This window comes from Bacillus sp. T17B1, from assembly GCF_026796395.1.
Classification (GTDB): domain Bacteria; phylum Bacillota; class Bacilli; order Bacillales; family Bacillaceae; genus Bacillus; species Bacillus spizizenii_A.
Genome location: NZ_JALAYA010000007.1, coordinates 19,389 through 41,529, shown reverse-complemented (window position 1 = coordinate 41,529; position 22,141 = coordinate 19,389). Strand labels below are relative to the sequence as shown.

Annotated in this window: 21 protein-coding genes and 1 pseudogene; 6 read left to right on the top strand and 16 right to left on the bottom strand. The window is 45.8% G+C overall.

Features of this window, described 5'->3' with window-relative positions; translation table 11 throughout:
* The first annotated feature begins 70 nt into the window (after positions 1-70).
* The 4 genes from MOF34_RS04630 (at position 71) to MOF34_RS04615 (ending at position 2,735) form a co-directional block, all read left to right on the top strand.
* Positions 71-523 (top strand): DUF2188 domain-containing protein, encoded by a 453-nt coding sequence (locus MOF34_RS04630; RefSeq protein WP_268398799.1) that lies wholly within the window; start codon positions 71-73, stop codon positions 521-523.
* A gap of 77 nt (positions 524-600) precedes the next feature.
* On the top strand, positions 601-858 hold the full coding sequence (locus MOF34_RS04625) for a GlsB/YeaQ/YmgE family stress response membrane protein (RefSeq protein ID WP_268398797.1): 258 nt from the start codon (positions 601-603) through the stop codon (positions 856-858).
* A 229-nt stretch (positions 859-1,087) separates the two neighbouring features.
* Positions 1,088-2,365 (top strand): Nramp family divalent metal transporter, encoded by a 1,278-nt coding sequence (locus MOF34_RS04620; RefSeq protein WP_032728031.1) that lies wholly within the window; start codon positions 1,088-1,090, stop codon positions 2,363-2,365.
* A gap of 103 nt (positions 2,366-2,468) precedes the next feature.
* Positions 2,469-2,735, top strand: a complete 267-nt coding sequence (locus tag MOF34_RS04615; RefSeq protein WP_268398795.1) for a hypothetical protein — start codon at positions 2,469-2,471, stop codon at positions 2,733-2,735.
* 298 nt (positions 2,736-3,033) lie between these two features.
* On the opposite strand, the gene MOF34_RS04610 is transcribed toward MOF34_RS04615, so the two are convergent.
* From MOF34_RS04610 to lrpC, 10 genes and pseudogenes are all read right to left on the bottom strand, one after another.
* Positions 3,034-4,758, bottom strand: coding sequence for a pyruvate oxidase (locus MOF34_RS04610; protein ID WP_268398794.1), 1,725 nt, complete (start codon positions 4,756-4,758; stop codon positions 3,034-3,036).
* A 66-nt stretch (positions 4,759-4,824) separates the two neighbouring features.
* A complete protein-coding gene (locus tag MOF34_RS04605; RefSeq protein ID WP_268398793.1) occupies positions 4,825-5,274 on the bottom strand; it encodes an NUDIX domain-containing protein in 450 nt (149 codons plus the stop codon).
* Between the two features lie 56 nt (positions 5,275-5,330).
* Positions 5,331-5,476, bottom strand: a pseudogene (locus tag MOF34_RS04600) (hypothetical protein); the annotation flags it as partial.
* Between the two features lie 96 nt (positions 5,477-5,572).
* Positions 5,573-7,684 (bottom strand): cellulose biosynthesis cyclic di-GMP-binding regulatory protein BcsB, encoded by a 2,112-nt coding sequence (locus tag MOF34_RS04595; protein WP_268398792.1) that lies wholly within the window; start codon positions 7,682-7,684, stop codon positions 5,573-5,575.
* A 5-nt stretch (positions 7,685-7,689) separates the two neighbouring features.
* The gene (locus MOF34_RS04590) at positions 7,690-8,952 is read right to left on the bottom strand and encodes a glycosyltransferase (protein WP_268398791.1); all 1,263 of its coding nucleotides are present in this window, start codon (positions 8,950-8,952) and stop codon (positions 7,690-7,692) included.
* Positions 8,945-10,654 carry a DUF2334 domain-containing protein gene (locus MOF34_RS04585; RefSeq protein ID WP_268398846.1) on the bottom strand — a complete coding sequence of 570 codons (1,710 nt, stop codon included), beginning with the start codon at positions 10,652-10,654 and terminating at the stop codon, positions 8,945-8,947. The genes MOF34_RS04590 and MOF34_RS04585 overlap by 8 nt, the downstream gene beginning before the upstream one ends.
* 10 nt (positions 10,655-10,664) lie before the next feature.
* The gene (locus MOF34_RS04580) at positions 10,665-11,516 is read right to left on the bottom strand and encodes a diguanylate cyclase domain-containing protein (protein WP_268398790.1); all 852 of its coding nucleotides are present in this window, start codon (positions 11,514-11,516) and stop codon (positions 10,665-10,667) included.
* Entirely contained in the window at positions 11,497-12,585 is a 1,089-nt protein-coding gene (locus MOF34_RS04575; RefSeq protein ID WP_268398788.1) for a lipoprotein YdaJ, read from the bottom strand. The genes MOF34_RS04580 and MOF34_RS04575 overlap by 20 nt, the downstream gene beginning before the upstream one ends.
* A gap of 202 nt (positions 12,586-12,787) precedes the next feature.
* A complete protein-coding gene (locus MOF34_RS04570) occupies positions 12,788-14,974 on the bottom strand; it encodes a DNA topoisomerase III (RefSeq protein WP_268398786.1) in 2,187 nt (728 codons plus the stop codon).
* 64 nt (positions 14,975-15,038) lie between these two features.
* Entirely contained in the window at positions 15,039-15,473 is a 435-nt protein-coding gene (lrpC, locus tag MOF34_RS04565) for a transcriptional regulator LrpC (RefSeq protein WP_268398784.1), read from the bottom strand.
* 184 nt (positions 15,474-15,657) lie between these two features.
* Between lrpC and MOF34_RS04560 the strand changes: the two genes are divergently transcribed.
* The gene (locus tag MOF34_RS04560; RefSeq protein WP_019713357.1) at positions 15,658-15,948 is read left to right on the top strand and encodes a DUF3817 domain-containing protein; all 291 of its coding nucleotides are present in this window, start codon (positions 15,658-15,660) and stop codon (positions 15,946-15,948) included.
* Between the two features lie 44 nt (positions 15,949-15,992).
* Here the strand turns inward: MOF34_RS04560 and amj are convergent, their stop codons facing one another.
* The 5 genes from amj to MOF34_RS04535 form a co-directional block, all read right to left on the bottom strand.
* Positions 15,993-16,802, bottom strand: a complete 810-nt coding sequence (gene amj, locus MOF34_RS04555; protein WP_268398782.1) for a lipid II flippase Amj — start codon at positions 16,800-16,802, stop codon at positions 15,993-15,995.
* Positions 16,803-17,306: 504 nt separating this feature from the next.
* Positions 17,307-17,729 (bottom strand): pyridoxamine 5'-phosphate oxidase family protein, encoded by a 423-nt coding sequence (locus MOF34_RS04550; protein ID WP_268398780.1) that lies wholly within the window; start codon positions 17,727-17,729, stop codon positions 17,307-17,309.
* A 77-nt stretch (positions 17,730-17,806) separates the two neighbouring features.
* A complete protein-coding gene (locus MOF34_RS04545) occupies positions 17,807-18,358 on the bottom strand; it encodes a GNAT family N-acetyltransferase (RefSeq protein ID WP_268398779.1) in 552 nt (183 codons plus the stop codon).
* Positions 18,359-18,445: 87 nt separating this feature from the next.
* A complete protein-coding gene (lyxE, locus tag MOF34_RS04540; protein WP_268398777.1) occupies positions 18,446-18,949 on the bottom strand; it encodes a D-lyxose ketol-isomerase in 504 nt (167 codons plus the stop codon).
* A 15-nt stretch (positions 18,950-18,964) separates the two neighbouring features.
* Entirely contained in the window at positions 18,965-19,825 is an 861-nt protein-coding gene (locus tag MOF34_RS04535) for an SDR family oxidoreductase (RefSeq protein ID WP_268398776.1), read from the bottom strand.
* Between the two features lie 150 nt (positions 19,826-19,975).
* On the opposite strand from MOF34_RS04535, the gene MOF34_RS04530 reads away from it, so the two are divergent.
* The gene (locus MOF34_RS04530; RefSeq protein ID WP_268398774.1) at positions 19,976-20,572 is read left to right on the top strand and encodes a class I SAM-dependent methyltransferase; all 597 of its coding nucleotides are present in this window, start codon (positions 19,976-19,978) and stop codon (positions 20,570-20,572) included.
* Positions 20,573-20,588: 16 nt separating this feature from the next.
* On the opposite strand, the gene MOF34_RS04525 is transcribed toward MOF34_RS04530, so the two are convergent.
* Positions 20,589-22,100 (bottom strand): class I adenylate-forming enzyme family protein, encoded by a 1,512-nt coding sequence (locus MOF34_RS04525; protein ID WP_268398772.1) that lies wholly within the window; start codon positions 22,098-22,100, stop codon positions 20,589-20,591.
* Between the last annotated feature and the right edge of the window lie 41 nt (positions 22,101-22,141).

The following is a 22,141-nucleotide window of genomic DNA, read 5'->3' as shown; positions in this document are numbered from 1 at the left end:
TTTTCTCGGAAACGTTTTTATTTTTCACCTACGGGTACCATTTTTATAAAAGGAAAAAGGAGTGATGGACATGCCTTGGTCGATGAAGGATTATCCCGCTTCATTAAAAAATCTTGAGAAGCCGGTAAGGAAAAAAGCAATTGAAATTGCTAATGCGATGATGGATGAGGGTTATGAGGACGGACGCGCGATTCCGATTGCGACAAGCAAAGCAAAGGAATGGGCGGAAAACGCCTCTAAAGAAGAAATTGATGATTTCCTCAAGCATGCTAATGAGACAGAACGCGATGAGGAGGCAAACGATGACGCCAGACCGGAGCTAATGAATAAAGCGGAGCATGTCATCAAGCATAAAAATGGCTGGGCAGTCAAAGCTGAGGATGCCAAACGTGTATCTGACATCAAGGAGACGAAAAAGGAAGCGATTGAACGGGCAAAGGAAATTGCGGAACATAAAGGCACAGACGTAATTGTTCATTTGGCTGATGGCAGTGTGCAGAGAAAGATAAAAACAGAATCATAAGCCAATATGCTTTTGTACGTTTCGGGACTGGCTGGAACGGTTATTGATATATAAATCACTAAGGAGAGGTGAATATAATGATTAGCTTTTTGGTTTCATTAGTTATCGCTATCTTAATTGGACTTATCGGAAGCGCCATTGTCGGCAACCGGATGCCGGGAGGAATTTTCGGTTCCATGATTGCCGGACTGATCGGCGCTTGGATCGGTCACGGACTTCTTGGCACTTGGGGACCAAGCCTCGCTGGCTTTGCTATTTTCCCAGCCATCATCGGGGCGGCCATCTTCGTGTTCCTGCTGAGCCTCGTATTCCGCGGGCTGCGTAAGGAAGCCTAGTCTCATTTCATACAGGAGGCATCGTTTCGAACAGAAACGATGTCTTTTTTTATGGGACCTTTATCAGATTCTCTACATATCATGTTGCATAACAGGGAAAAATTTAGGAATATACTTTGAACATTTTCGGTTGACAAGAAACCGGTTCGGTCATATGATGTAGATAAAATAATTTGCCTTAAGGAAACTCTTTGTTGTTTGGCAAAAACAATCAGAATTCAGGTGAGACATGATGAACAAGGACATCACAGCACAATCTCCCCGTTCCAAAGCAGTCCAAGATGCGCTTGACGGGAAAATCAGAGGATTCAGAGGGCTGCTCCCCTTTCTGGGTCCTGCATTTATAGCAGCCATCGCCTATATTGATCCCGGCAACTTCGCAACGAATATATCGGCGGGTTCTAAATACGGATATATGTTGCTATGGGTGATTTTATTTTCTAATATCATGGCGCTTTTAATCCAATCACTATCCGCCAAACTCGGCATCGCGACAGGCAAAAATCTGCCTGAGGTTGCCCGCGAAGAATTTCCAAAGCCCGTCTCCATCGGATTATGGATTCAGGGCGAGCTGGTCATTATCGCAACTGATTTGGCGGAATTTATCGGGGCGGCTCTGGGACTGTATTTGCTGTTTGGCATTCCGATGCTTGAAGCGTCTATTATAGCGGCGATCGGTTCTTTCGCGATATTGGAGCTTCAGCGCCGCGGATATCGTTCACTTGAAGCTGGCATTACCGGCATGCTATTTGTGGTGGTGATCGCCTTTGCGCTGCAGACCTTTTTCGCAAAGCCTGATGCCGTGTCAGTGATGAAAGGCCTTTTTGTCCCGGCGTTTCAAGGCACTGACAGTGTGCTTCTTGCAGCAGGTATTCTCGGTGCAACGGTTATGCCGCACGCCATTTATTTACACTCAGCCCTTACACAGCGGCGGGTTGTCGGCAAAACTGATACTGAACGCAAAAAAATCTTCAGATTTGAATTTATTGATATTTTAATAGCGATGCTGATCGCAGGTGCGATTAATGCGAGCATGCTGATCGTGGCTGCCGCATTATTCTTCAAAAACGGGCTGTTTGTCGAGGATCTTGATGTCGCGTTTCAACAATTCGGACATCTTGTCAGCCCGATGTCAGCCGTTTTGTTCGGGATCGGACTGCTCGTTGCCGGACTATCCAGTTCGTCAGTCGGCACACTTTCAGGCGACGTGATTATGCAAGGATTTATCAACTACCGCATTCCGCTGTATGTACGGCGTTTTATCACGATCATTCCACCGATCTTGATTATCGCATCAGGGGTCAATCCGACAACCGCTCTCGTAATGAGCCAGGTCGTCCTGTCCTTCGGCATCGCCTTCGCCTTAATCCCGCTTATTATGTTTACAAGCAATAAACGGATTATGGGAGCCCTGATCAATGCCAAATGGGTCACGGTGGTATCTTGGCTGATCGCAGTATTGATCGTCGCGTTGAATGTATTTTTAATTGTAGATACGTTTCGTTAAAAAAACCGGCTTAGCAGCCGGTTTTTGATTTGTCGCAAAAGCTCATTGATACCCTTTTTGACAGAAATTTGTTATGATAGAAGAAAAAATCGGAGTTTTGATCATGTCAATATTTATTCTGTTTTATTTATGGATTGTTCCTATTGTAGTCGGAATCTTATGTTCTGTTATTGCCTATAAATCCAAAGGAAAAATGAGAGTCGCGCCCGGCATTGCCATGATCGTGCTCAGTATCATTTCCTTGATCACCGCGTTTACGGCCGGACACACGAATTTCCACGTGTTTATCGGCGGAATGTTTTTATTCGGCACCTTCTTGGTTGGTTCTGCTTTCCCCTTCTTTTTTGGGCTTAAGAAGAAAGAGAACTAAACTCATAGAGACATGAACGCTGTAAGATTTGATAAAAATAAACATATGAAACATACAAGGACAAATGCGCTAATCTTTTTGTTTTGAAAGAAGATGCATTTGTCCTTTTGTCCGTTTTGAGCATGGCGAACATCTTGACACGCTGCATAGATCATCCCTAGAGATCCCAATAAGTACACCACTAATTTTGTGAATTCAAACATGCTTTCCTCCTATCATTCAATATATTGCTATGATAACTCAATATCATTTGGTTCCAACACCTAAAAAACAGGGGTCTGAATAGGCCCCTGTTTTGTTAGAATAACCGTTTTAAACTTTTCTTCAGTGACGGCATGTCGATTTTTTGATTTTCGAAGAGATTTTTCAGCATATATTTGCTGAAGCCTTTTGCCTGCCCGTAGGTGATTTTGCCGGGCAGAGGCGGTTCGTTTCCGATCATGACGTCTACGACGACCGGCTGATCTGAGTGCAGCGCCTCATGGAAAGCAGGCGCAAGCTCTTCCGCTTTAGTCACCTTTATGCCCTTTGCTCCGCAGCTTTCTGCAAATGAGGCATAGTCGACATTTTGAAGTTTGGTGACATAGTCAATATTGCCTTTGACCTGCTGCTCATACTCAATCATGCCGAGATTTTCGTTGTTTAAAATGACAACGGTAATTGGGAGCTTATATTTAACGGCAGTCGGGAGATCCTGCATGACCATGGAAAAGCCCCCGTCACCGCAGACAGCGATCGCCTGGCGCTCCGGTTCGGCCAAGCTTGATGCGATCGCTCCCGGCAGGCCGCAGCCCATTGTCGCTAGCCAGCTGGAAACGATGAAATCCTGGTTCGCGTTCATTTTGAAATGACGCGCCATCCAGACTGTTACAGTGCCGACATCTACAGAGAGCACCGCATCATCGGCTGCCGCTTCCTGAAGACGTGCCACGACTTGCTGGGGTTTGAGCGGTGTTTCAGCCTCAGTCTCATCTTTTTCAATTTCATTCCACCAATGCTGCATATGTTCAGTGCAGGCTTCCAGGAATCTTCTGTCTTCCTTCCGTTCAATAAACTCCGTCAACTCGCGCAGGCCAAGAGCCGAATCACAGACAAGTCCCGCCGTTACCGGATAGCGTTTTCCAATTTTCGCCGGATCTGAATCGAGCTGGATCGCCGGCGTGTCATCAGGCAAATAATCGCGGTACGGGAATGAAGTACCGAGCATGATTAATAAATCACATTCCTCCATTGCCTCGTAAGCCGGCTTTGTGCCGATCTGCCCAAGGTTGCCGAGAAAATGCGGGTGCTTATCGGGGACCACGCCTTTTGCCGGGAGCGTGACAACGATCGGGGCTGCAGCTTTGTCCGCAAACTCCAGGAGTTCCCGTTTCGCCTTTTTCATTCCCTGTCCCGCCAAGATAATCGGCTTCTTAGCGTTATTTATATATTGCGCGCAAGTGACAAGCTGTTCTTTTTTCGGTTCAAGGTTCCCTTTAATATACACTGGTGAGGTGTGCACGGGCTCACGTTTAATTTTCTCCGCAAACAAATCATCAGACACGTTTAATACCGCAACGCCTTTTTTGCTGTAGGCGGTGCGGATCGCCTGATTCAAGAGATCTGGCAGTGATTCCGCACTATGTACTTCTCTGTTGAACACAGCCACGTCTTCAAACATTTGCTCAAGCTTGATCTCCTGAAAATAATCCCGTCCGACTTCGCCTGATGAAACCTGTCCTGCAATTGCCAGCACAGGGGCGCCGTCCGCTTTTGCATCATATAAACCATTTAATAAGTGCACTGCTCCCGGCCCTGCAATTGACAGGCAGACGCCGATCTTGCCGGTGAGTTTTGCCTCAGCCGCGGCCGCCAGCGCCGCCACCTCTTCATGGCGGGTTTGAATGAATTTCAATTGATTTCTTTCGTGTCTCAATTCTTCGATAAACTCATTTATACTGTCTCCGGGAATGCCATAAATATGATCAACTCCCCATTGTTCAAGCAGTTCTGTCATTGCTTGTCCTGCCGTTTTATGTGCCATGCCGTATCCTCCTTTTTCCTTTTTTCAATACCACTGGAGAATAGCTTTAAAACACGGAGATCTTTATCACTTGCCCAGTCTTCTTTTCAACAGGTCAATCGCCGCAACCATACCTCTGTCCTTGAGGGTGATGGTTGTATCTAAAGCGCCATTAACAAAATCTTTGATTTGCCTTTTTCGGTTCGGCACCATAAGAATCGGCAAGCGCAGCGGAGAAAACCACTTCAATCGCGCTGTTTCCATCCCGTTCGCTATCGCTTGTCCGCCTGTTATGTGTCCAGCAAATACATGCTGCTCATCTTGAAACTTTGGCCTTTGGTAGACACCTATTTTCACAGAAAGCGCTGCGCTGTATCCCGTTTCTTCCAATATCTCCCGAACTGCCGTTTCCTCAACAGTTTCCCCTGGATCGACCCTGCCGCCCGGCAGATCCCATAAAGGGACATCCTTACGTTTAACCAGCAGAATTTGTTGATTTTCGTTCAACACGATCACAAATGCACCTTGTGTAAACATTGCATTTCTCCTTTTCCCGCAAAAAAAGACCAAGGTCTTCCCTTGGTCCTAGAGCTTTACTTTTTAAAATGATACGGCAGCGCGGCAACCAGTATGTCCTTTTTCCAGAACAGCCAGACTCTGAGGAGGAAGGCTGATTGGTTGTGAAGAATGGTGTGCCAGCATTTTTCGTCATAAACAGCACCTTGACGGAAAACTTCTGTAAGAGAAGTAAAGCGTGGCGAGACGCACTCTGATTGTTCCACAAATGGAATTTACATTTCGAAAATAAAAAAACAGAGGCTAGATTGCCTCTGTTTTATTCTCTGTCTGTCTTTCTTTTTCTTCGTCTTACGGCAACCCAAATGAACACTGCCGCAATCAACATAATAAGTGCCAGCACACCAATATACAGCCATTTCTGGTTATGATCCTGTGATGGCTGGTCTGCGCTGGAACTGTTTGCTTCTGATTTAAGCTGCTGGTGATTTGTAAACACCTGCTGGCTGTTTGTTTCATTCACGACGGTTGATAAGACATCGGTGCTGGTCAAATAATTAATGATCTCTTTCGTGACAGCCGAGCCAGTTCCTGTTGACGGTGCAAAGATGGCCATTGTGTAGCGTGAATCCCAAAGAGATGCTTGGGTAAATGCCACTTGTTTTGTCGTCTCATTCAGCATCTCAAAACCTGATACATCAAATGAGCCGTTCTTCGCTTGCGGAACAAGCAGATCTGATGATTTCTCGTTCAGGAGAGGAAATTGATTGATACCCCCTATGAAAATGAGGTTCCGTCCTTTGGCATCATTTGCTGTTACGTCAGATGATTTCTTGACCGTATATGAATGCTGCGCTTCGCTGCCAAAGGACTCCGTTACGAGAGTAAGCTCCTTAAGCTTCGATTGGCTTACGTTATCAGGAAGCATAATCAGCGTTGTCTGTTCCTGATGTCCGGCGTAAGGAAGCGGCCACTCTTTAAAATCTGCTGACGGAGACATGCCTTTTATGGCGTAAGTCAATGTACTGCTTTTATCAATAAAGACCCACTTGCCTTCATCAATCGTGTTGCAGGGATTGTTTTCCTTTAGCCCAGTCGTAACGAACTGAATATCAATGTAGCGGTTTTTTTGCAGCAGCTTAGGGTCCACTTTGACCATAACATGATAGAATCCATTTTTATCTTCTTTTCCCAATTGATCAAGTCCGACCGAGTGCGGCTGGCCGTTGATCATGATCTTCAGTTCTGCCGCCTGAGAAACCGATTCGTTTTCCGCTGTTAAGGCTTGAATCGTTTCGGACTTCTTCAGCTTGAGCGACAGCTTTGCAGATTGGTTTTGGTCTAAAACAGCCGAAACTGGATAAAAGTAATGTGCAGAGGAAGTTTTGTCAGATCCAATGGTGATATCATCCGCTCCAAAATTCTCGAGAGTCAGCTTATTGCTTTCTTTTTTTTCAGCCTTCTTAAGCTTGCTGATTGAGAGTGTATCACCGCTGAGCTGGCCTGTATAAGTCTGATCCGTGATGACACTGATTTTTTCAGTGAGCACGTCATCGGACGCGGCTTGAGCAAACAGAACCGGCTGCCGCTTGCCCTCTGCTTTCAGCACCCGCTCCGCAAGCAGGAGCTTTTCTCCTTTTGCCTGTATGCCGGCTTGTTTCATCAGCATTTTCACCTTGCCGTTCCAATGCTTGTCCACACCGATGAAAATCGTCGGCTTGTCGATTTTCTTCAGTTCAGATTCCGTTACATACGACATGCTGACACTGCTGTCCACCGTTTTCAAATAGCCTTCTGTTTTTACTGCAGCTTCAATTTCCGCCGAACTTGGGTCATCCGGAATGACAATGGCGGTTTCTTCCGCTGTATTTTCCGATTGGGCGAAAGGATATGGATAATGGTCCAGCGACGTTCCCTTCGCTTCACTGCTGTCCGCCAGCGTCAGGCGGCTGTCCGGATAAATTTTGATCCAGTTTCCGGACGTATCCTGTCTGACGCAGACGCCCTCTTTCATGACACCGTAAAATGTCAGCGATACGTTGTGATAGCCTTGGGCAGACTGGCTTTTATTCAGGTTCAGCTTTACTGTTTTCCGTTTCGAATCACCATCAAGCTTTACCGTTTTGACCGGTTCACCGTCAATGACAGCCGTTAACGACGATGGAGAAATTAAAAGATTTGATGCCTCGTATTCAATCACCAATTGCTGGTTGCCGGAAGAGGCGCCTGCCGGGATCTGATATGTCAGCTCCGCGCTGTCTTTTGATCCGTATAGTGTAATCAGGTCGCTTGTCAGCATCTGCTGTTTAGCTTGTTCTTGGCTGTTTTTTCCGAGGAGCGAACCGCTGACCTCCACCTCTTTGGCAAATGCCGCTGGTCCAGTCATCGCCATGAGCATGAGGCTTGTGAGAAAAATCATTATTTGTTTCAAAAAGGTCACCCGCTTTTATGTTGATTGTATCGTTCTGTTTTGTACCATTTGACCTCCTGCTTGAATAAACGGTGCTTGATTTCTACGAATAAAGAATAGATGACCAGCACAATCCATGCCTGCGAGTATGTAAAGTACATGAGAAATACGATAAAAAAGTTTTGCCTGTTCATTTCTGTTTTTTCAATGCTCAACGTAATCATGACCTCTGTCATAAATAAGAAGAAAGCTAAAATCCAAAGAATCATTGCCAAAAATCCAACCGACAAATGCAAATCATAAAACAGATTCACTACGAATATCGTATTTGACATGATCACGCCAAAGAAAAACAGAAAATACGTAAAGAAAAAATAAAACAAATCAAAGATTATCCGTTTTCGTTTCAGCTTGAAAAATTGCGCCAAAAATTTCAGCACGACATATTGATTGCCGCGCGCCCATCTGGTGCGCTGGCGCCACCACACCTTCCACGTTTCCGGTTCCTGCTCCCAGGTGATGGCGGCCGGAAAAAAGCGGATGTGATAACCGAGATTATACACCCGGATCGTCAGCTCAGTATCCTCAGCGAGTGCCTTGTCATCCCAGCCCCCGAGCTTTTCGATAATGCTTCTGCGGATCGCGAAGTTGGTGCCTGGAATGGTGGCGATTTTAAACCACTTCCATCTGCCCCCCTGCGCCATCCACTGAAAACAGATCGTTTCGATATTAATAAACTTCGTCAGCAGCGTCTTTGCAGCATTGATGACACGGAATTTCCCAACCACGGCACCTGCCTTTTTGTCATTCATCAGGCCAAGCACGAGGTAATATACGGCCATTTTCTCAGGTGTGTTGTCTGCATCATATACACAGATCACATCGCCGTTCGATTCGGCAAGACCAGAGTTCAGTGCAGAGGATTTGCCTTTTCCGGCGTTAGGCGGTTTTGTCATCACCATTTTGATAAAATCGTATTTCTCGGAAAATTCATTGACGATATCACCGGTCCGGTCAGATGAATTATCATTAACGACGATAATCTCCAGCCGATCCTTCGGATAATAAAGGTTGACCATCGCCTTCAGCGTCTGCCGAATCACAACCTCTTCGTTATGCGCCGGGATGAGAACACTGACCTTTGGCAGCTCCTTCATGTTTTCTCTCCACTTCGGGATGTTCCGTTCGAAGGTCATATAGTGGCGAAATCCGCCCTGCATGAGAAACATGTGGTAGAGAAGCATGACCCATATTAAACTTAGTGAGATAAAGAACAGCGTATTACCCAAGGCTTCTTCTCTCCTTAAAAATTCGTTTTTTCAATGTGGCTCTCAAGTAAAACGTATAACTGACAAACATGATGACATATAAGAGCACGATTGCGGAGAGAATCCATAACGCCTTTTCCAGAGGGGTTTGCCGATGATGATCGAAAAACTCGTCAATGGCGCTTACGCCGTTTTTCACCTGAATCGTTCCGTCACCGCTTGTGTGAATGTCCACTTTGTCTGTTTTGACGGTTTGTTTTGTTTTCTTTAAATCAAGCCATTCACTGTCCGGAATGCGTTCCATTTGATCAACCAGCTCTGGCAGATATGTCATCCCGAGATACGGGTGATAAAATCCTCCGGCTACTCCGCCTTCAAAATCAACCATCTGGGAGATGTGCTCCTCCATATTGCCGAGCGGGTTTTGCTTTGAAGTATCGACAAAACCGATCGTTTCCGGATACAGCGTCATGCCGTGCAGCATCGAAGGAGCACTCACAAACGGGGGTGCACCGGATGTTTTCCACGTTTTGCTGCTGAGCTGAACCTGGCCGAATATGCTTGTAAAATACTGCGAGGCGATTTGATAGCCATATTCGGACATCGTATAATGCGGCGCTTCAAATGCGAGCGGGTAGAGACCCGATGATGTTAAATCCTCAATGGCGCGGGTCAGTTTTTGCTTTGTATACATTTCTTCCTTTTCCTGAAACGGCTTCAAATAGCTCTTATAGGCTTGTTCATTCGGAAAAGCCTGTTCCTTTGCCAAAATGGACGGGGTGTCATCGGCCTTTTCTGAAGTGATCGGCTGATCCGCCTTTGCATCCCAGAATTCAAAGCCCTCTCCTGTTTCACTGTGGCGATAGGCGTGTGTGTATCCGTGAACAATGATGCTGCCGCCCATGCTTTGCAGCTTTTTCAGCACCTTGACCATCTTCGGTTTATCAGACAAATACACTTTATCGCCTGTTTCCGGATTCAAATAAACAGGAATCACTGCCAAAATAAAAGGAACATGCCTCTTATGCAGATATGTACCGGCTTGAAGCAGTAATTTTTCATCAGACATCGGGCTGATATCCTCGAGACGCAAATACAATAGCGTTGTCCCCGCCTTCTCTCCGAAAGCTTCTCTGAGCTGTTTCGCCACGATCAAATTGTCATTTAACAAATTTGTTAATCCAATGTACACATTGTCTTTTTTTGTTTTCCATATAAAAGAATGCGTTTTGCCGTCACTGGCTTTAAAGGTATAGAGCGCCTTTCCTTTCAGGCCTGATACGCTCAGCACGTTAAGCCCGCTCTCCAGTGACATATCGGACTTTTCCGACCTGTTGTGGACCTGAAACACATTTTCTTTTCGGGCTAATGAAAGCCCGGCAAATTGGCTGATTTGTCCTGCATTATAGCCGATCGCGACAACTGGTTCCTTTATGCTGCCGATAAGAGACACCAGTTTTTTGCTGATCTTTCTTTTTGTTTGGCCGTAATATATCACATGGTCTTTGCCTTTGAAATCGGACGCTCCAACATCCGAATCATTTTTGACTGTCACATGAGAAGTAAAGTGGCCCGCAAGCAAATCCAGCATTTTGACTTGAGACGACTCTTTGCCGTCTAAGGTTGAATAGATAATGAGGATGCCAGCATCCTGCTCCTTCGCTTGTGCAGAAACGGGAAAAGATGCACTGGCTGAAAGCAGAAGCATTGTGACGCAGAGCAGCTTGATTCCTTTATAGTTCATTCATCATCATCTCGTCTTCCAGTTCTTCTAAAAATTGATCAACTGTTTGGATATCGTTGCGGTAAGGCAAATAGCAGACGTGGAACGTGAGCGACACATACTTTCCGTTTGCAAGCTGATACGTGTCCAATTGTCTTTTTAGCTTTGTCAGGACGGCCGGCATATGTTCAGCAGGCGTGTGCGTCAGCACAATTCCGATACGCTCGTCAGAGGGGCGGAATTTCTTATCCGTTTCCCTGACGCTAGACCTGATTTGCTGGCTGACATATTGGAAGAGACGGTCTGTTTCTTTTTCGCCGTACAAAGACTTAAACTCTTTGAAATAGTGCATATGCAGCAGCAAAAACACGAAAGAATTGCCGTAGCGCTCCGCCCGTTTGATTTCTTCTGAAAGTTCCAGCTTCATCCTCTGCTTGTTATCAAAGCCGGTCACTCTGTCCACAGCGACAAAGCTTTTGATTTCGGATTGAAGCCGTGTCACTGAGCGCCGAAGCTCTGCTGTAATATCGTGGATTCTTCCTGCGATAAAAGAAAAAAGCAAAAGTGCGATTCCCCACACGACAAGCATTCGCAGCCCTTCCTCAGCCGGAAACAACGCAGCCTGTCCGGTCTGGAAAAACATCATGAGCGTGCCGATAACAAAGAGTACGATTAAGGTCACTGCCAGCGCGTAAATCGGGCCGAACCAGATGCCTGCGGCGATGACGACAAACGTGATGCAAAGAATCAGAGCGCCTTCAGATTGCTGGGCCGGCACATAATAAATAAACAGTGACAGGGCTGCGATGAGCCCTGAAATATAAGCAAATAATGTATGTGATTCACTGAATGATATTTTCATTAAAAAGCTTCCTTTCAGCTAACAGTGGCAGCAGAATGTCAAAAGAATGCGTCTGGGTGCCGCTCATATAACCTCCATAATACGTTTTCACCGGATCAAGAATTTCAAAGTCATTCATTCTGTCATATATGTGTTTGATGACAGAGCTGTCTCCATGCTGTTTCGTTAAAAATAATACGGCTAATGCGTAAACGGATGGCGATTCATATTGGACGGCAGGCTCCTTCGTATCTGCCGAATATCGTCCGTACAACTTTCCGTTTGCCTGAAATTCCTGCTTAATCCAGTTCGCTAGAACAGCCGCATTTTCATTCCCTTCCTGCAAATGCCAAGCAGCGTACACCTGATCAATCAGGTTGATGTCACTATCATACGTGTATTCATTCGTGACAGAGTTGTATGTTTTCGGCAAAAAGCCATTTTTTAAAGGCGCTGAATAGAGAACATTGGCATTTCGTTGTTCCGCTTCTTCGTCTATGATTCCATTTTTCTTTAAGACAGCTAATGCATCAGGCATGACGTATGAAATCGTCACAACCTTAGAGGCGGCCTGTGAGTCGTAAAAGTCTGTAAATAACCCGTTGTTCATATTGTATGTCCTCAAAGCTGTGCCGATATCCCGGGCCGTTTGCGCGTAGTCGCTGCGGCCCCATTTTGCGGCGGCTTGGTCAAGAGACAGCATAATTCTCATATCATCTATTAGCGCATTCGTCCCGCTCGCTTGGCTGTTTTGAATCTTCCACGTCACCAAGTGATTGCTCATCAGAAATGAATTAGTCAGGTGCTGATATTGCTCTTCAAAATGCGCAGCGTCATTTTTGCTGATCAGAAACTCCATCCACAGTCCAAGAGATTCTGATAGATATGAAGGCTGGTCTGAAAAGTCGGTTTTGATGAACCCTTGGTCATTCATTAGATTGTGATAGATGAAATACTCCGCCGGCTGGAGCGGGCCGGCATTCATTTCGGCCGCCGATTGATTTTGGGTTTTGTTTCCATCTTCAGCGCACCCTGCGGAAAGTCCGATAGATAAGAAGAATAAGATGACAGCAAATAATACATGCCTCACAGGCAAATCCCCCTTTGTCGCCTGAAGCGAATCAGACGCTCACAAATATATATAGACGAAAATATGACTGCCATGTTACAAAGTACACTTACTATAAAAGAAAAAAATGCAAATTGCTAGCTTTTATCCCCTTTTTTGAACATTTAAAAAACAGGACCTAAGTCCAATATAAAAACCTGTGCAATATGCACAGGTTTTTCTATTATTTATCCAAACCGAGTTTCTTTAGCTGTTCTGCCAGGGCGTTGTTAATCGGCTCATCTTTATTATTTTGTTTTTTCATATAAGAGGAAACGTCCCGTTTGGAAGCGCGCCCTTTATCTTTGTTTTTTCGTTTTTCAAATACGGAAAGTTTCTCACGGTGTCCGCATACACACGCAAAGGTCTGGCCCTCACCTTGCCCGCGAAGCTCCATTTTTTTATGGCAGTTCGGGCAGCGCGCGTTTGTTTTTCGGGAAATCGTTTTTCTGCTTCCGCATTCACGGTCTTGGCACACAAGCATCGTGCCGCGTTTGCCGTTTACCTTCAGCATCATTTTGCCGCATTCCGGACATGCCGTGCCCGTCATGTTGTCGTGTCTGAAGGTTTGGCTGCTGTTTTTGATTTCTTGTACTGTTTGGTTAGCATAAGCCTTCATGTCTTTAATAAAGACAGATGATTTTAATTTGCCAGCAGCGATCGCAGACAGCTTTTGCTCCCATTCTGCCGTTAAGGCCGGTGATTTCAGATCCTCTGGAACAAGCTGCAGGAGCTGTTTTCCTTTAGAAGTGATAAAAATATCCTTGTCTTTTTTCTCGATTAAAAAGCTGTTGAACAGTTTTTCAATAATGTCGGCACGTGTTGCCACCGTGCCGAGGCCACCTGTTTCACCAAGCGTTTTGACGAGGCCTTTTTCTTCTCCCTGCATAAAGGCGCTTGGGTTTTCCATCGCTGACAGCAGGGTCCCTTCGTTAAAGCGGGCAGGCGGCTTCGTTTGGCCGTTTGTTTCAGTTAACATGCTGACGGCAAGTGTGTCGCCTTTTTGAAGTTTAGGGAGTGTCTGGTCTCTGTCATCCTCCTGCTCGTCATCCTCATCTGCCATGTCATAAACAGCTTTCCACCCTTGTGACTGCACGGTTTTGCCTTTCGCCGTAAAGGTTTCTCCGCCGATTTCTGCGATGACCTTTGTTTCCTCATATTCGAATGCAGGCATTAAAACAGCAAGGAAACGTTTCGCAATCAGGTCATACAGCTTTCGTTCTTTATCGCTCAGACTGCTGAGAACAAGCGGCTCTTCGGTCGGAATAATCGCGTGGTGGTCTGATACCTTCGCGTCATTGACATACCCTTTATGAGATTTGATGCCGCGTTTTTTAATTTGGCTGACATATTGGGCATACGGTTTTACTTCCATGCCTTCCAGACGGTCTTTTAACGTCGGGACGATGTCACTGGATAAAAATCTTGAGTCCGTCCGCGGATATGTGACAAGCTTATGCTGCTCGTACAGCTTCTGCAGCACAGAAAGCGTTTCTTTGGCTGAAAATCCGAAGCGCTTGTGGGCGTCACGCTGAAGCTCCGTTAAATCATAAAGCGCAGGTGCAAAGCTTTTTTTTGCTGTTTTTTTCAGCTCAGCAATAACCGCTTGCTTTCCTTCGAGGTCTTTTAGCAAACGGCTTGTTACGTCTTGATTGAATGTTCTCGTCTGCTTTGATTTTTTATCCTGCCACGTCAGCGTCATGCCATCGACCGCAGCGCGGATGCCGTAATAAGGAACCGGCGTAAACGCTTGAATGTCCGCCTCCCGCTTTGCAATCATGGCAAGCGTCGGTGTCTGCACACGGCCGCATGAGAGCTGGGCGTTGAATTTTGTGGTCAGTGCACGGGTCGCGTTGATCCCCACAATCCAATCCGCTTCCGCTCTGGCGACGGCAGAATGGTACAGGTTTTCATATTCTTTGCCGCTGCGCAGCTTTTGAAAGCCTTCTTTGATCGCTTTATCTGTCACAGAAGAAATCCACAGCCGCTTGATCGGCTTGCGGACATTCGCTTTTTCAATAATCCAGCGCGCTACAAGCTCTCCTTCCCGGCCTGCGTCAGTCGCGATGACAATCTGATTGACGTCTTTACGGGTAAGCTGGGATTTGACCGCATTGAACTGTTTCCCGGTTTTCTTAATCACAACAAGCTTTAAGGGTTCTGGGATAATCGGCAGATCCTCCAGACGCCATGATTGAAATTCTTTTCCGTAGCCTTCCGGATCAGCAAGTGTCACCAAATGGCCCAAAGCCCATGTAACAATATATTGATCGCCTTCAAGATAACCGTTTCCTTTTTTATGGCACTTCAGCACCCGGGCCAAATCCCGGCCGACTGAAGGTTTTTCAGCTAATACAACTATTTTTGACATGCTTGATCACTTCTCTTTCTTTCACGCTCATCCTTTTATTATAACAGACTTGAACAAGCCTTCTCTAACTGCGCCCGTTCTTCGTGTCAATCCTTGAGAAAATAACGTGAGTGACGGTTTGCGCGTAGGGCGATGTTTTGTTAATGAATTCTTCTACCGCTTCGAGGCTTTCAGCGTTAATTTTCAGCATGTAGCAGGCTGCTCCCGCAATCCGGTAGCAAAATTCGATATTCGGCAATGTTTGAATATAGCTTTTAAACCGCTCGTAATCCGCGTTTTTGACGGTTGCTTCCACAATGCAGGAAACAGGAAGCCCCAGCTTTTTCTGATCGACCTCCAGCGTGTATTGCTTAATGATCCCGAACGATTCAAGCTGCCTTACGCGTTCTGTCACGGATGGCGGCGACAGCTTAATTTTCCTGCCTAATTCCCTCATTGACAAACGGCTGTCTTTCTTCAGCTCCTCAATGATATTCAGATCAATCTGATCAAGTTTCATTTCAACATCCTTCTTTTATGATTTTGTACACATTATCTCGGGTATTTTTGTAAATGACAAGTACAGTCCCCTAGAAATAGCATCTAAAAATGAATATTTTCCGAACATTTTCTAAAGCTGTCATATGCGCTCTCTGGATTGTTTATAGTATAGAATGAAAACGTGTCCACAAGGAGGGTGATTTATGCTGCAAACGCCGATCGGAAAACTTCGCACAATGGGTTTTATTGAAGGAATGTCACTCTTAATCCTGCTGTTCATCGCCATGCCGCTAAAATATTGGGCGGACCTTCCGCTTGCGGTGACAATTGTCGGTTCGGTTCACGGCGGGTTGTTCATTTTGTATTTGCTAGTCTTGGCGTATGCAACCTTCTCTGTCAAATGGCCGCTGAAATGGTCAGCCGCTGGCTTCATCGCCGCTTTTGTCCCGTTCGGAAACTTTTTGTACGACCGCGGATTAAGGAAATATAAATAAGTAAGCGCGAAAAAGGCTGGATTTTTATAATCCAGCCTTTCTTATCAAAACCACTTTGTCAGCCACGCGATATAGTAGGCGCCCGGAATAAACATCAGCTGGGCGAGGAGAGTGCCCGCCACCCTTGACGTGACCATCGTTACAGAGGTCCATTTTAAATACGTATAGCTTCGTTTTCCTTTTGCCACATCATCGGCAAGAACGGATACCTTAGGATCAACAAAAATCGCCAGCAGCATCGTCGCAATTCCGTTAATCAAGCCCGATGCCATAACGGCTGTCGTGCTGCGCTCCGGCGCCAGAAGGCCTGCGTACAAAGCTGAGAGCACGCCAATCGTATAAATCGATGTGATCAGCATGTTGATGACAAACAAACGCTTCGGAATCAAGCGGATGTGGAATCCCTTTACATATGAAAGAGACGGCAGACGCAAATAGGAAAGAGCATTTTTGAACCCTTGCTTCGAGAATCCCTTTCGAAACACTTGAAAAACGGAGCCGCCGCCGCTCGCCAAGTGAATAATCGCCCGTGAAAAAAGAGCAACAAAAGACGGGAGCAGGATAATGCCCAGGATGGTGCCGACTGTCGATCCAAATATCAAGAAGCGGAACTGCTCGCCTACAATCGCAAGGGCATTTTTTCCAGCATTATCGATTAAATGTCCAGTAAAGGGCTGCTGCACCATGTTCGACATCCTGGACACGATGACCATGACATTAAATAGGGAAAGCGCGGACGCAATAAATCCTACGCGTGCCCCGGAAAGCCTTGTGGCATAAGCTAAGGTTTCTATTGAGTGAATCAGTAATAAAAAACAGAAAATAAAAAGCACTTGTGTTGTCATGACATGCACGTTATTCTTCCTCCAATTTCATCCTAGAGATAAGACTGAAAAGAAGACAAAGAGGTTTCAGTGCGGGGTGTTTTTTAACAATAAAAAACCGCCGGCGTATGCCGAGCGGTTTGTCTTATTCTTTTCTATACGCAAATAAAGATTATATCATCCGCCAAGTCGGGCGGGTTAGATTCATAAAGCATTGTTCCGAAGAATCATTCTGGAAAGTAAACACCATGGAAATTTCTTGAACACAAGACAACGAAAGCCCTACCTCTCAATCGTCACTGCGGCTCCGAAGCCGCGCCGGTGTGAATTGTAAAACAAAAAAGTCTTTTTTCCATCTCATCGTTAGGGGCGATTTGTTATGAAGGAAAAGAATAAGGGCAGCTGGTTATGCTGCTTGGGAAGCGGTAAGCTTCTCTCTCAAAACAGAAAAAAGAAGTTTACTTTCTTTTTTATTTGCTTATTTTTCTTACTAGCTATTCATGATAACATATCGCCCCTGAAAACACAAGTTTTTTATAATTCGAGTGAGACCGGTGTTTTCTCTCCGGCATTCATTAACCTGATATCCTCCGGTTCAATTTCAAGAATCACCAGATTCGGATCATCCTTACCGTCAAACCAGCGCTCTAATTTGCAACTCCATATTTTGTCCTTCAGTTCTGCCGAGTTGTTGATTTTGGCTTTTCCTTCAACTTCAACATACGCGTCGCCAAAGCCTTCACAATCATAGCCTAATAAAATGTGAACGTTGGGGTTGTTTTCAATTTCTTCGGCTTTATGAGTGTCTTTGCTTGTCGGTGTATAAATCGTCAGCCCGTCATGAAAAAAAGTCATGTAGCGGGAATGCGGTTTGCCCTTCTGAACCGTTGCGAGCGAACCTACTTTATGGTGATCTAGAACATCAAGTACTTTTTGCTTAACGTCTTGCTGATTCATCTCGAATCACTCCTTTTTAACGTCTCCGCTGTTACTTTTCCACATCTGGGTAAGATTTAAACAAGAAAATGCGCGCTTTATTTTGAATCTTTCCATTCACGCTTCAGCAAACTGTAATAAACAAGGTCATGATACCTGCCATTAACGAATAAGCCGTCCCGTGCCTTTCCTTCCTCTTGAAAGCCGAGCCGTTCCGGGACCGCTCTGCTTTTTTTGTTCCCGACAGCAGCACAGAGAGCAACGCGATTCACCCCAAGCTCTTCAAAAGCATATGTGATGAGTGTTCGGCAGGCGGCGGTAACGATGCCTTTGCCTTCAAATTCTTTGGCAATCCAGTAGCCGATTTCCGCTTTTCGATTGATCTGGTCTAGATGATGAAGTCCGATCATGCCGCATAGGCTGCCGTCATAAAAGAGCCCCGCTTCGATGCTGCTTAGGTCGGCATACTCCCGCCGCCAACCTGGGATGATCGTTTCACTGTACGTTTCAGCACTGCTTGGATTTTCCGCCCAAAACAGCCACTGGCCAAGCCGCTGCTGATTTTCTATAATAAGTTCGGCAAGCCGCTCCGCATCCTTTGGCTCCAGTAATCGGATGGTGATGTGCTCATTTACCTTGCAGGTAAACATTCCCTCGCCCTCTTTCCTTTTTTACCCATTATAGCGGTGATTTTATTTTTTTCAATACAAAAAAGGATGGGCTGTTACGCCTCATCCTTATATTCTTGGATCGGTAAAGATATCATGTTTATCTGTGCTCGTCGAAGACATTTCCGTCACCACGGCACCTTCTTCCCCGGCCTGGAACCAATGCTTGGTGTTTGGGGGAATGGTATATTGCCCGCCCGGTTCAAGTTCAATTTCGTGCCAGACCGTATAGTGTTCTCTATCCTCCTGCGGTGGGAGGACCTTTGGAAGCTCCGTTTTTTCTCCTTCTACGTAAAGATACACCTTTCCGTAGCGGCAGCGGAAGGTTTCCTGCTTGCCTTCCTGGCCGTCAACCGGCGGATGGCGGTGTTCCGGGCAAGTCTGTCCCGGAAACAGCACCAGTTCCTTTGAACAATAACGGTCTGTATTGACGTAGACGAAAAGCTGGAGCCCGACTTTTCTTTCTTTCCCTAAGCCGTAGTCCATGAGCTGAATTTGGTCTACTTCCTCGTCCGTTAATACAATGCCTGCTTTTTGATAGTAGCTGTTAACTTCTTCTTTCGTGATGCCCATATGTCTCACTCCCACTTATGTCGTCACAAAATTTCCGCCGTTGACATGCAGTGTCTGGCCTGTCATGTAAGATGACTCATCTGATGCCAGCAGCACATAACAGCCGACGTGCTCAACAGGCTGTCCAGGACGGCCCATCGGCGTATCTTGCCCAAATTGGGCGACTGTTTCACCAGAGAATGTAGCTGGAATTAATGGCGTCCAGATTGGCCCCGGCGCGACTGCATTCACACGGATGCCATCTTTGACAAGCGCCTGCGCCATTGTTCTTGTAAAGGCATTGATCGCCCCTTTTGTCGCTGTATAATCAATCAGGGTCGGATTCCCTACGTACGGGTTGATGGAAGTCGTATTGATGATGGCGCTGCCCGGTTTCAGAAAGTCAATTGCTTTTTTAGTTAAATAAAATTGAGAATAAAAGTTTGTTTTGAATGTGCGGTGAAGCTGTTCGCTTGTAATGTCTTTGATGCTTTCCTTCGGATGCTGTTCACCGGCATTGTTTACAAGTATGTCAAGGCCGCCTAATTCCTTGACCGTTTTTTCAACCGCTTCATTGCAGAATTCCTCTTCGCCTACGTCACCAGCAATCAGCAAGCATTTGACGCCTTCTTGTTCTACACGTTTCTTCGTCTCTTCGGCGTCTCCATGCTCATCCTTATACACAATGGCGATGTCAGCTCCTTCCTTTGCGTAAGCAACGGATACCGCGCGCCCGATCCCGCTGTCACCGCCTGTAATGAGCGCTACTTTCCCTTTTAATTTGTCCGCTCCTTTATAATCCTCATACTCATACACCGGACTTGGATTCATTTCGCTTTCAATTCCCGGTTGGCGATTTTGGGTTTGGGCCGGCAGTTCTTTTGGATAATTGGCCATGATAATTCTCCTCCTTTGTTTTCATGTCTATTTGTTGTGTACCTCACATGTTCGTTGGATAAACATGGGTTGGCATCTTCGTAATGTTTTATCAGAAAAATGTTTCACATGAAACGCAAGGAGGAAATAACTTACAAAGGGGGTTGCTGAATGATTAATATGCTTTCAGAAAAATTCAGCAAGCCAAAGGGCGTATTCGGCATGATTGCCGGGTACATCATGGCTGCTGAAAATAAAACATTGAATCAGTGGACAATAGATCTGCTGGGGATCACACGCGGGGACAACATTTTAGAAGTGGGGTTTGGGCCGGGATACTGCATGGAACAGATGCTAAAACGTGAAAAGGACATTCATCTTCATGGGATTGATGTGTCAGAGACCATGCTGAAACTGGCCGCCCGCAGAGTAAAATTGAAGGAAGTGCGCCTGATACAAGGAAGTGTCGAGACATTTCCTCTCACCACCTCGTTTTATGATAAAGTAATTTCCGTTAACAACTACACCATCTGGAATGACCAGGAAAAAGGCATAAAACAGATTTACCAGGCGCTAAAGCCCGGCGGCAAAGCAGCGATTACGATGCAGCCGCGAGAAGCGGATGCGAGTCCCAAGAAAACCAAATCATTTGGAAAACAGATGATTGCAGACTTCAAAGCAGCCGGCTTCGAAGACATTGAGTTGCAATTTAAAAACATTAAGCCTGAGCTCTCCGTCTGTGCAACAGCAAAGAAGCCCGCCATATAAAGTGGCGGGCTTCTTTTTATGAATGTACAGCCTGCTTGCGCAAGACGTCTTTTTTTACCTTGCCGAGGTTGTTTTTCGGCAGTTCTTTAACAAATTCGACTTCAGGTATTTTGTATGCGGATAATCGTTCTTTACAGAATGCGATGACATCCTCTTCCGTTATAAGCTGGCCGGCGTTTGTCACGATAAAAGCTTTCGGCTTTTCACCGTACAGCGGATCTGGAATACCGACCACAGCTGTTTCAAGGATTCCCGGAATCTGCTGGATGACTTCTTCAACCTGATCCGGATAGACGTTATCGCCTCCGTAAATAATGACATCCTTATAGCGTCCAGTGATGAAAATAAAACCATCTTCATCTACATAACCTGAATCTCCGGTTCTGAACCAGCCGTTTTGCAGCACTTTCGCTGTTGCTTCAGGATTGTCTTCATAGCCTTTAAATAAGAATGGGGTATGAACAACGATTTCGCCAATTTCCCCTTGAGGGAGTTCTTCTCCCGTCTGAGGATCTTCCACTTTGACTTTAACACCTGCCACAGGCTTTCCTGCAGAGGCCGCTTTATCCATTCCCATATCAGGCATCCATGTGCTGATTCCCCAAGCCTCAGTGCTTCCATAGCCGTGCGCGAGCGGAATGCCAATATCAAGATAGCGGCGGATCAGGCTGCTTGGCACTTTTGTTCCGCCTGTCATTAATATCACAAGCGAAGATAAGTCAGTTTGGTGCGTTTCCCACGCTTCAAGCAAGTACGTGTAAAACACAGGAAGAGCCATCACAGTCTGAATTTTTTCTTCTTCAATGACCTTCAGCATGTGAACAGGGTCTTGATCCTTTGTAAATACAAATGTTGTTCCTGCAAACGTTCCAAGCATGATGCAAATGAGCGCACTCGTATGGTAAATCGGATGGCACGCGAGGAAACGAAGCCCCTTCATGCGTGCTGCTGAGCTGCTGGATCTTTGGACGTATCTGTAGATGCCGCCATGTGTGATCATGCATCTTTTCGGGTTTCCTGTAGTACCAGACGTAAACATCAGTAGCGCTGTATCATCTGGGGAAACCATTTCAGTTTCTGGCAAATGATCAGAACCGGCAAACAGAGCTTCAAACTCAGCAGACGTTTCGTAAGCTGTTCCTGTTTCTATTGTTATATGCAATGTAGACAGTTCGGGAAGAACTTCGCCAAGTGTCTCTTTAAACTCCGCTCCGTAAAACATCGCTTTCGGTTCACTTGCTTTTAAAATGCCTGTCATTTCATATGGTTTCAGCTGCCAGCTGACAGGTACCACAACAGCACCTATTTCAAGCGCCGCGAACATAACAGTTGATGCAGGATGGCCGTTTTTGCAAAGCAATGCGACACGGTCGCCCTTTTGAATTCCTTTTTGAAGCATGGCATTCGCCAGCTGATTAATCCGTTTACGGTAACCTGCATATGTCAGGGTATGGTTTCCGCTTTTTACAGCCTCTATTTCTTCGCTATTCGGCATGTCATGCAGAATCAGATGCTGTAATGTTTCCATATTGTCATCTCCTATATTCTCTTGAATCTTCAATTATTTGT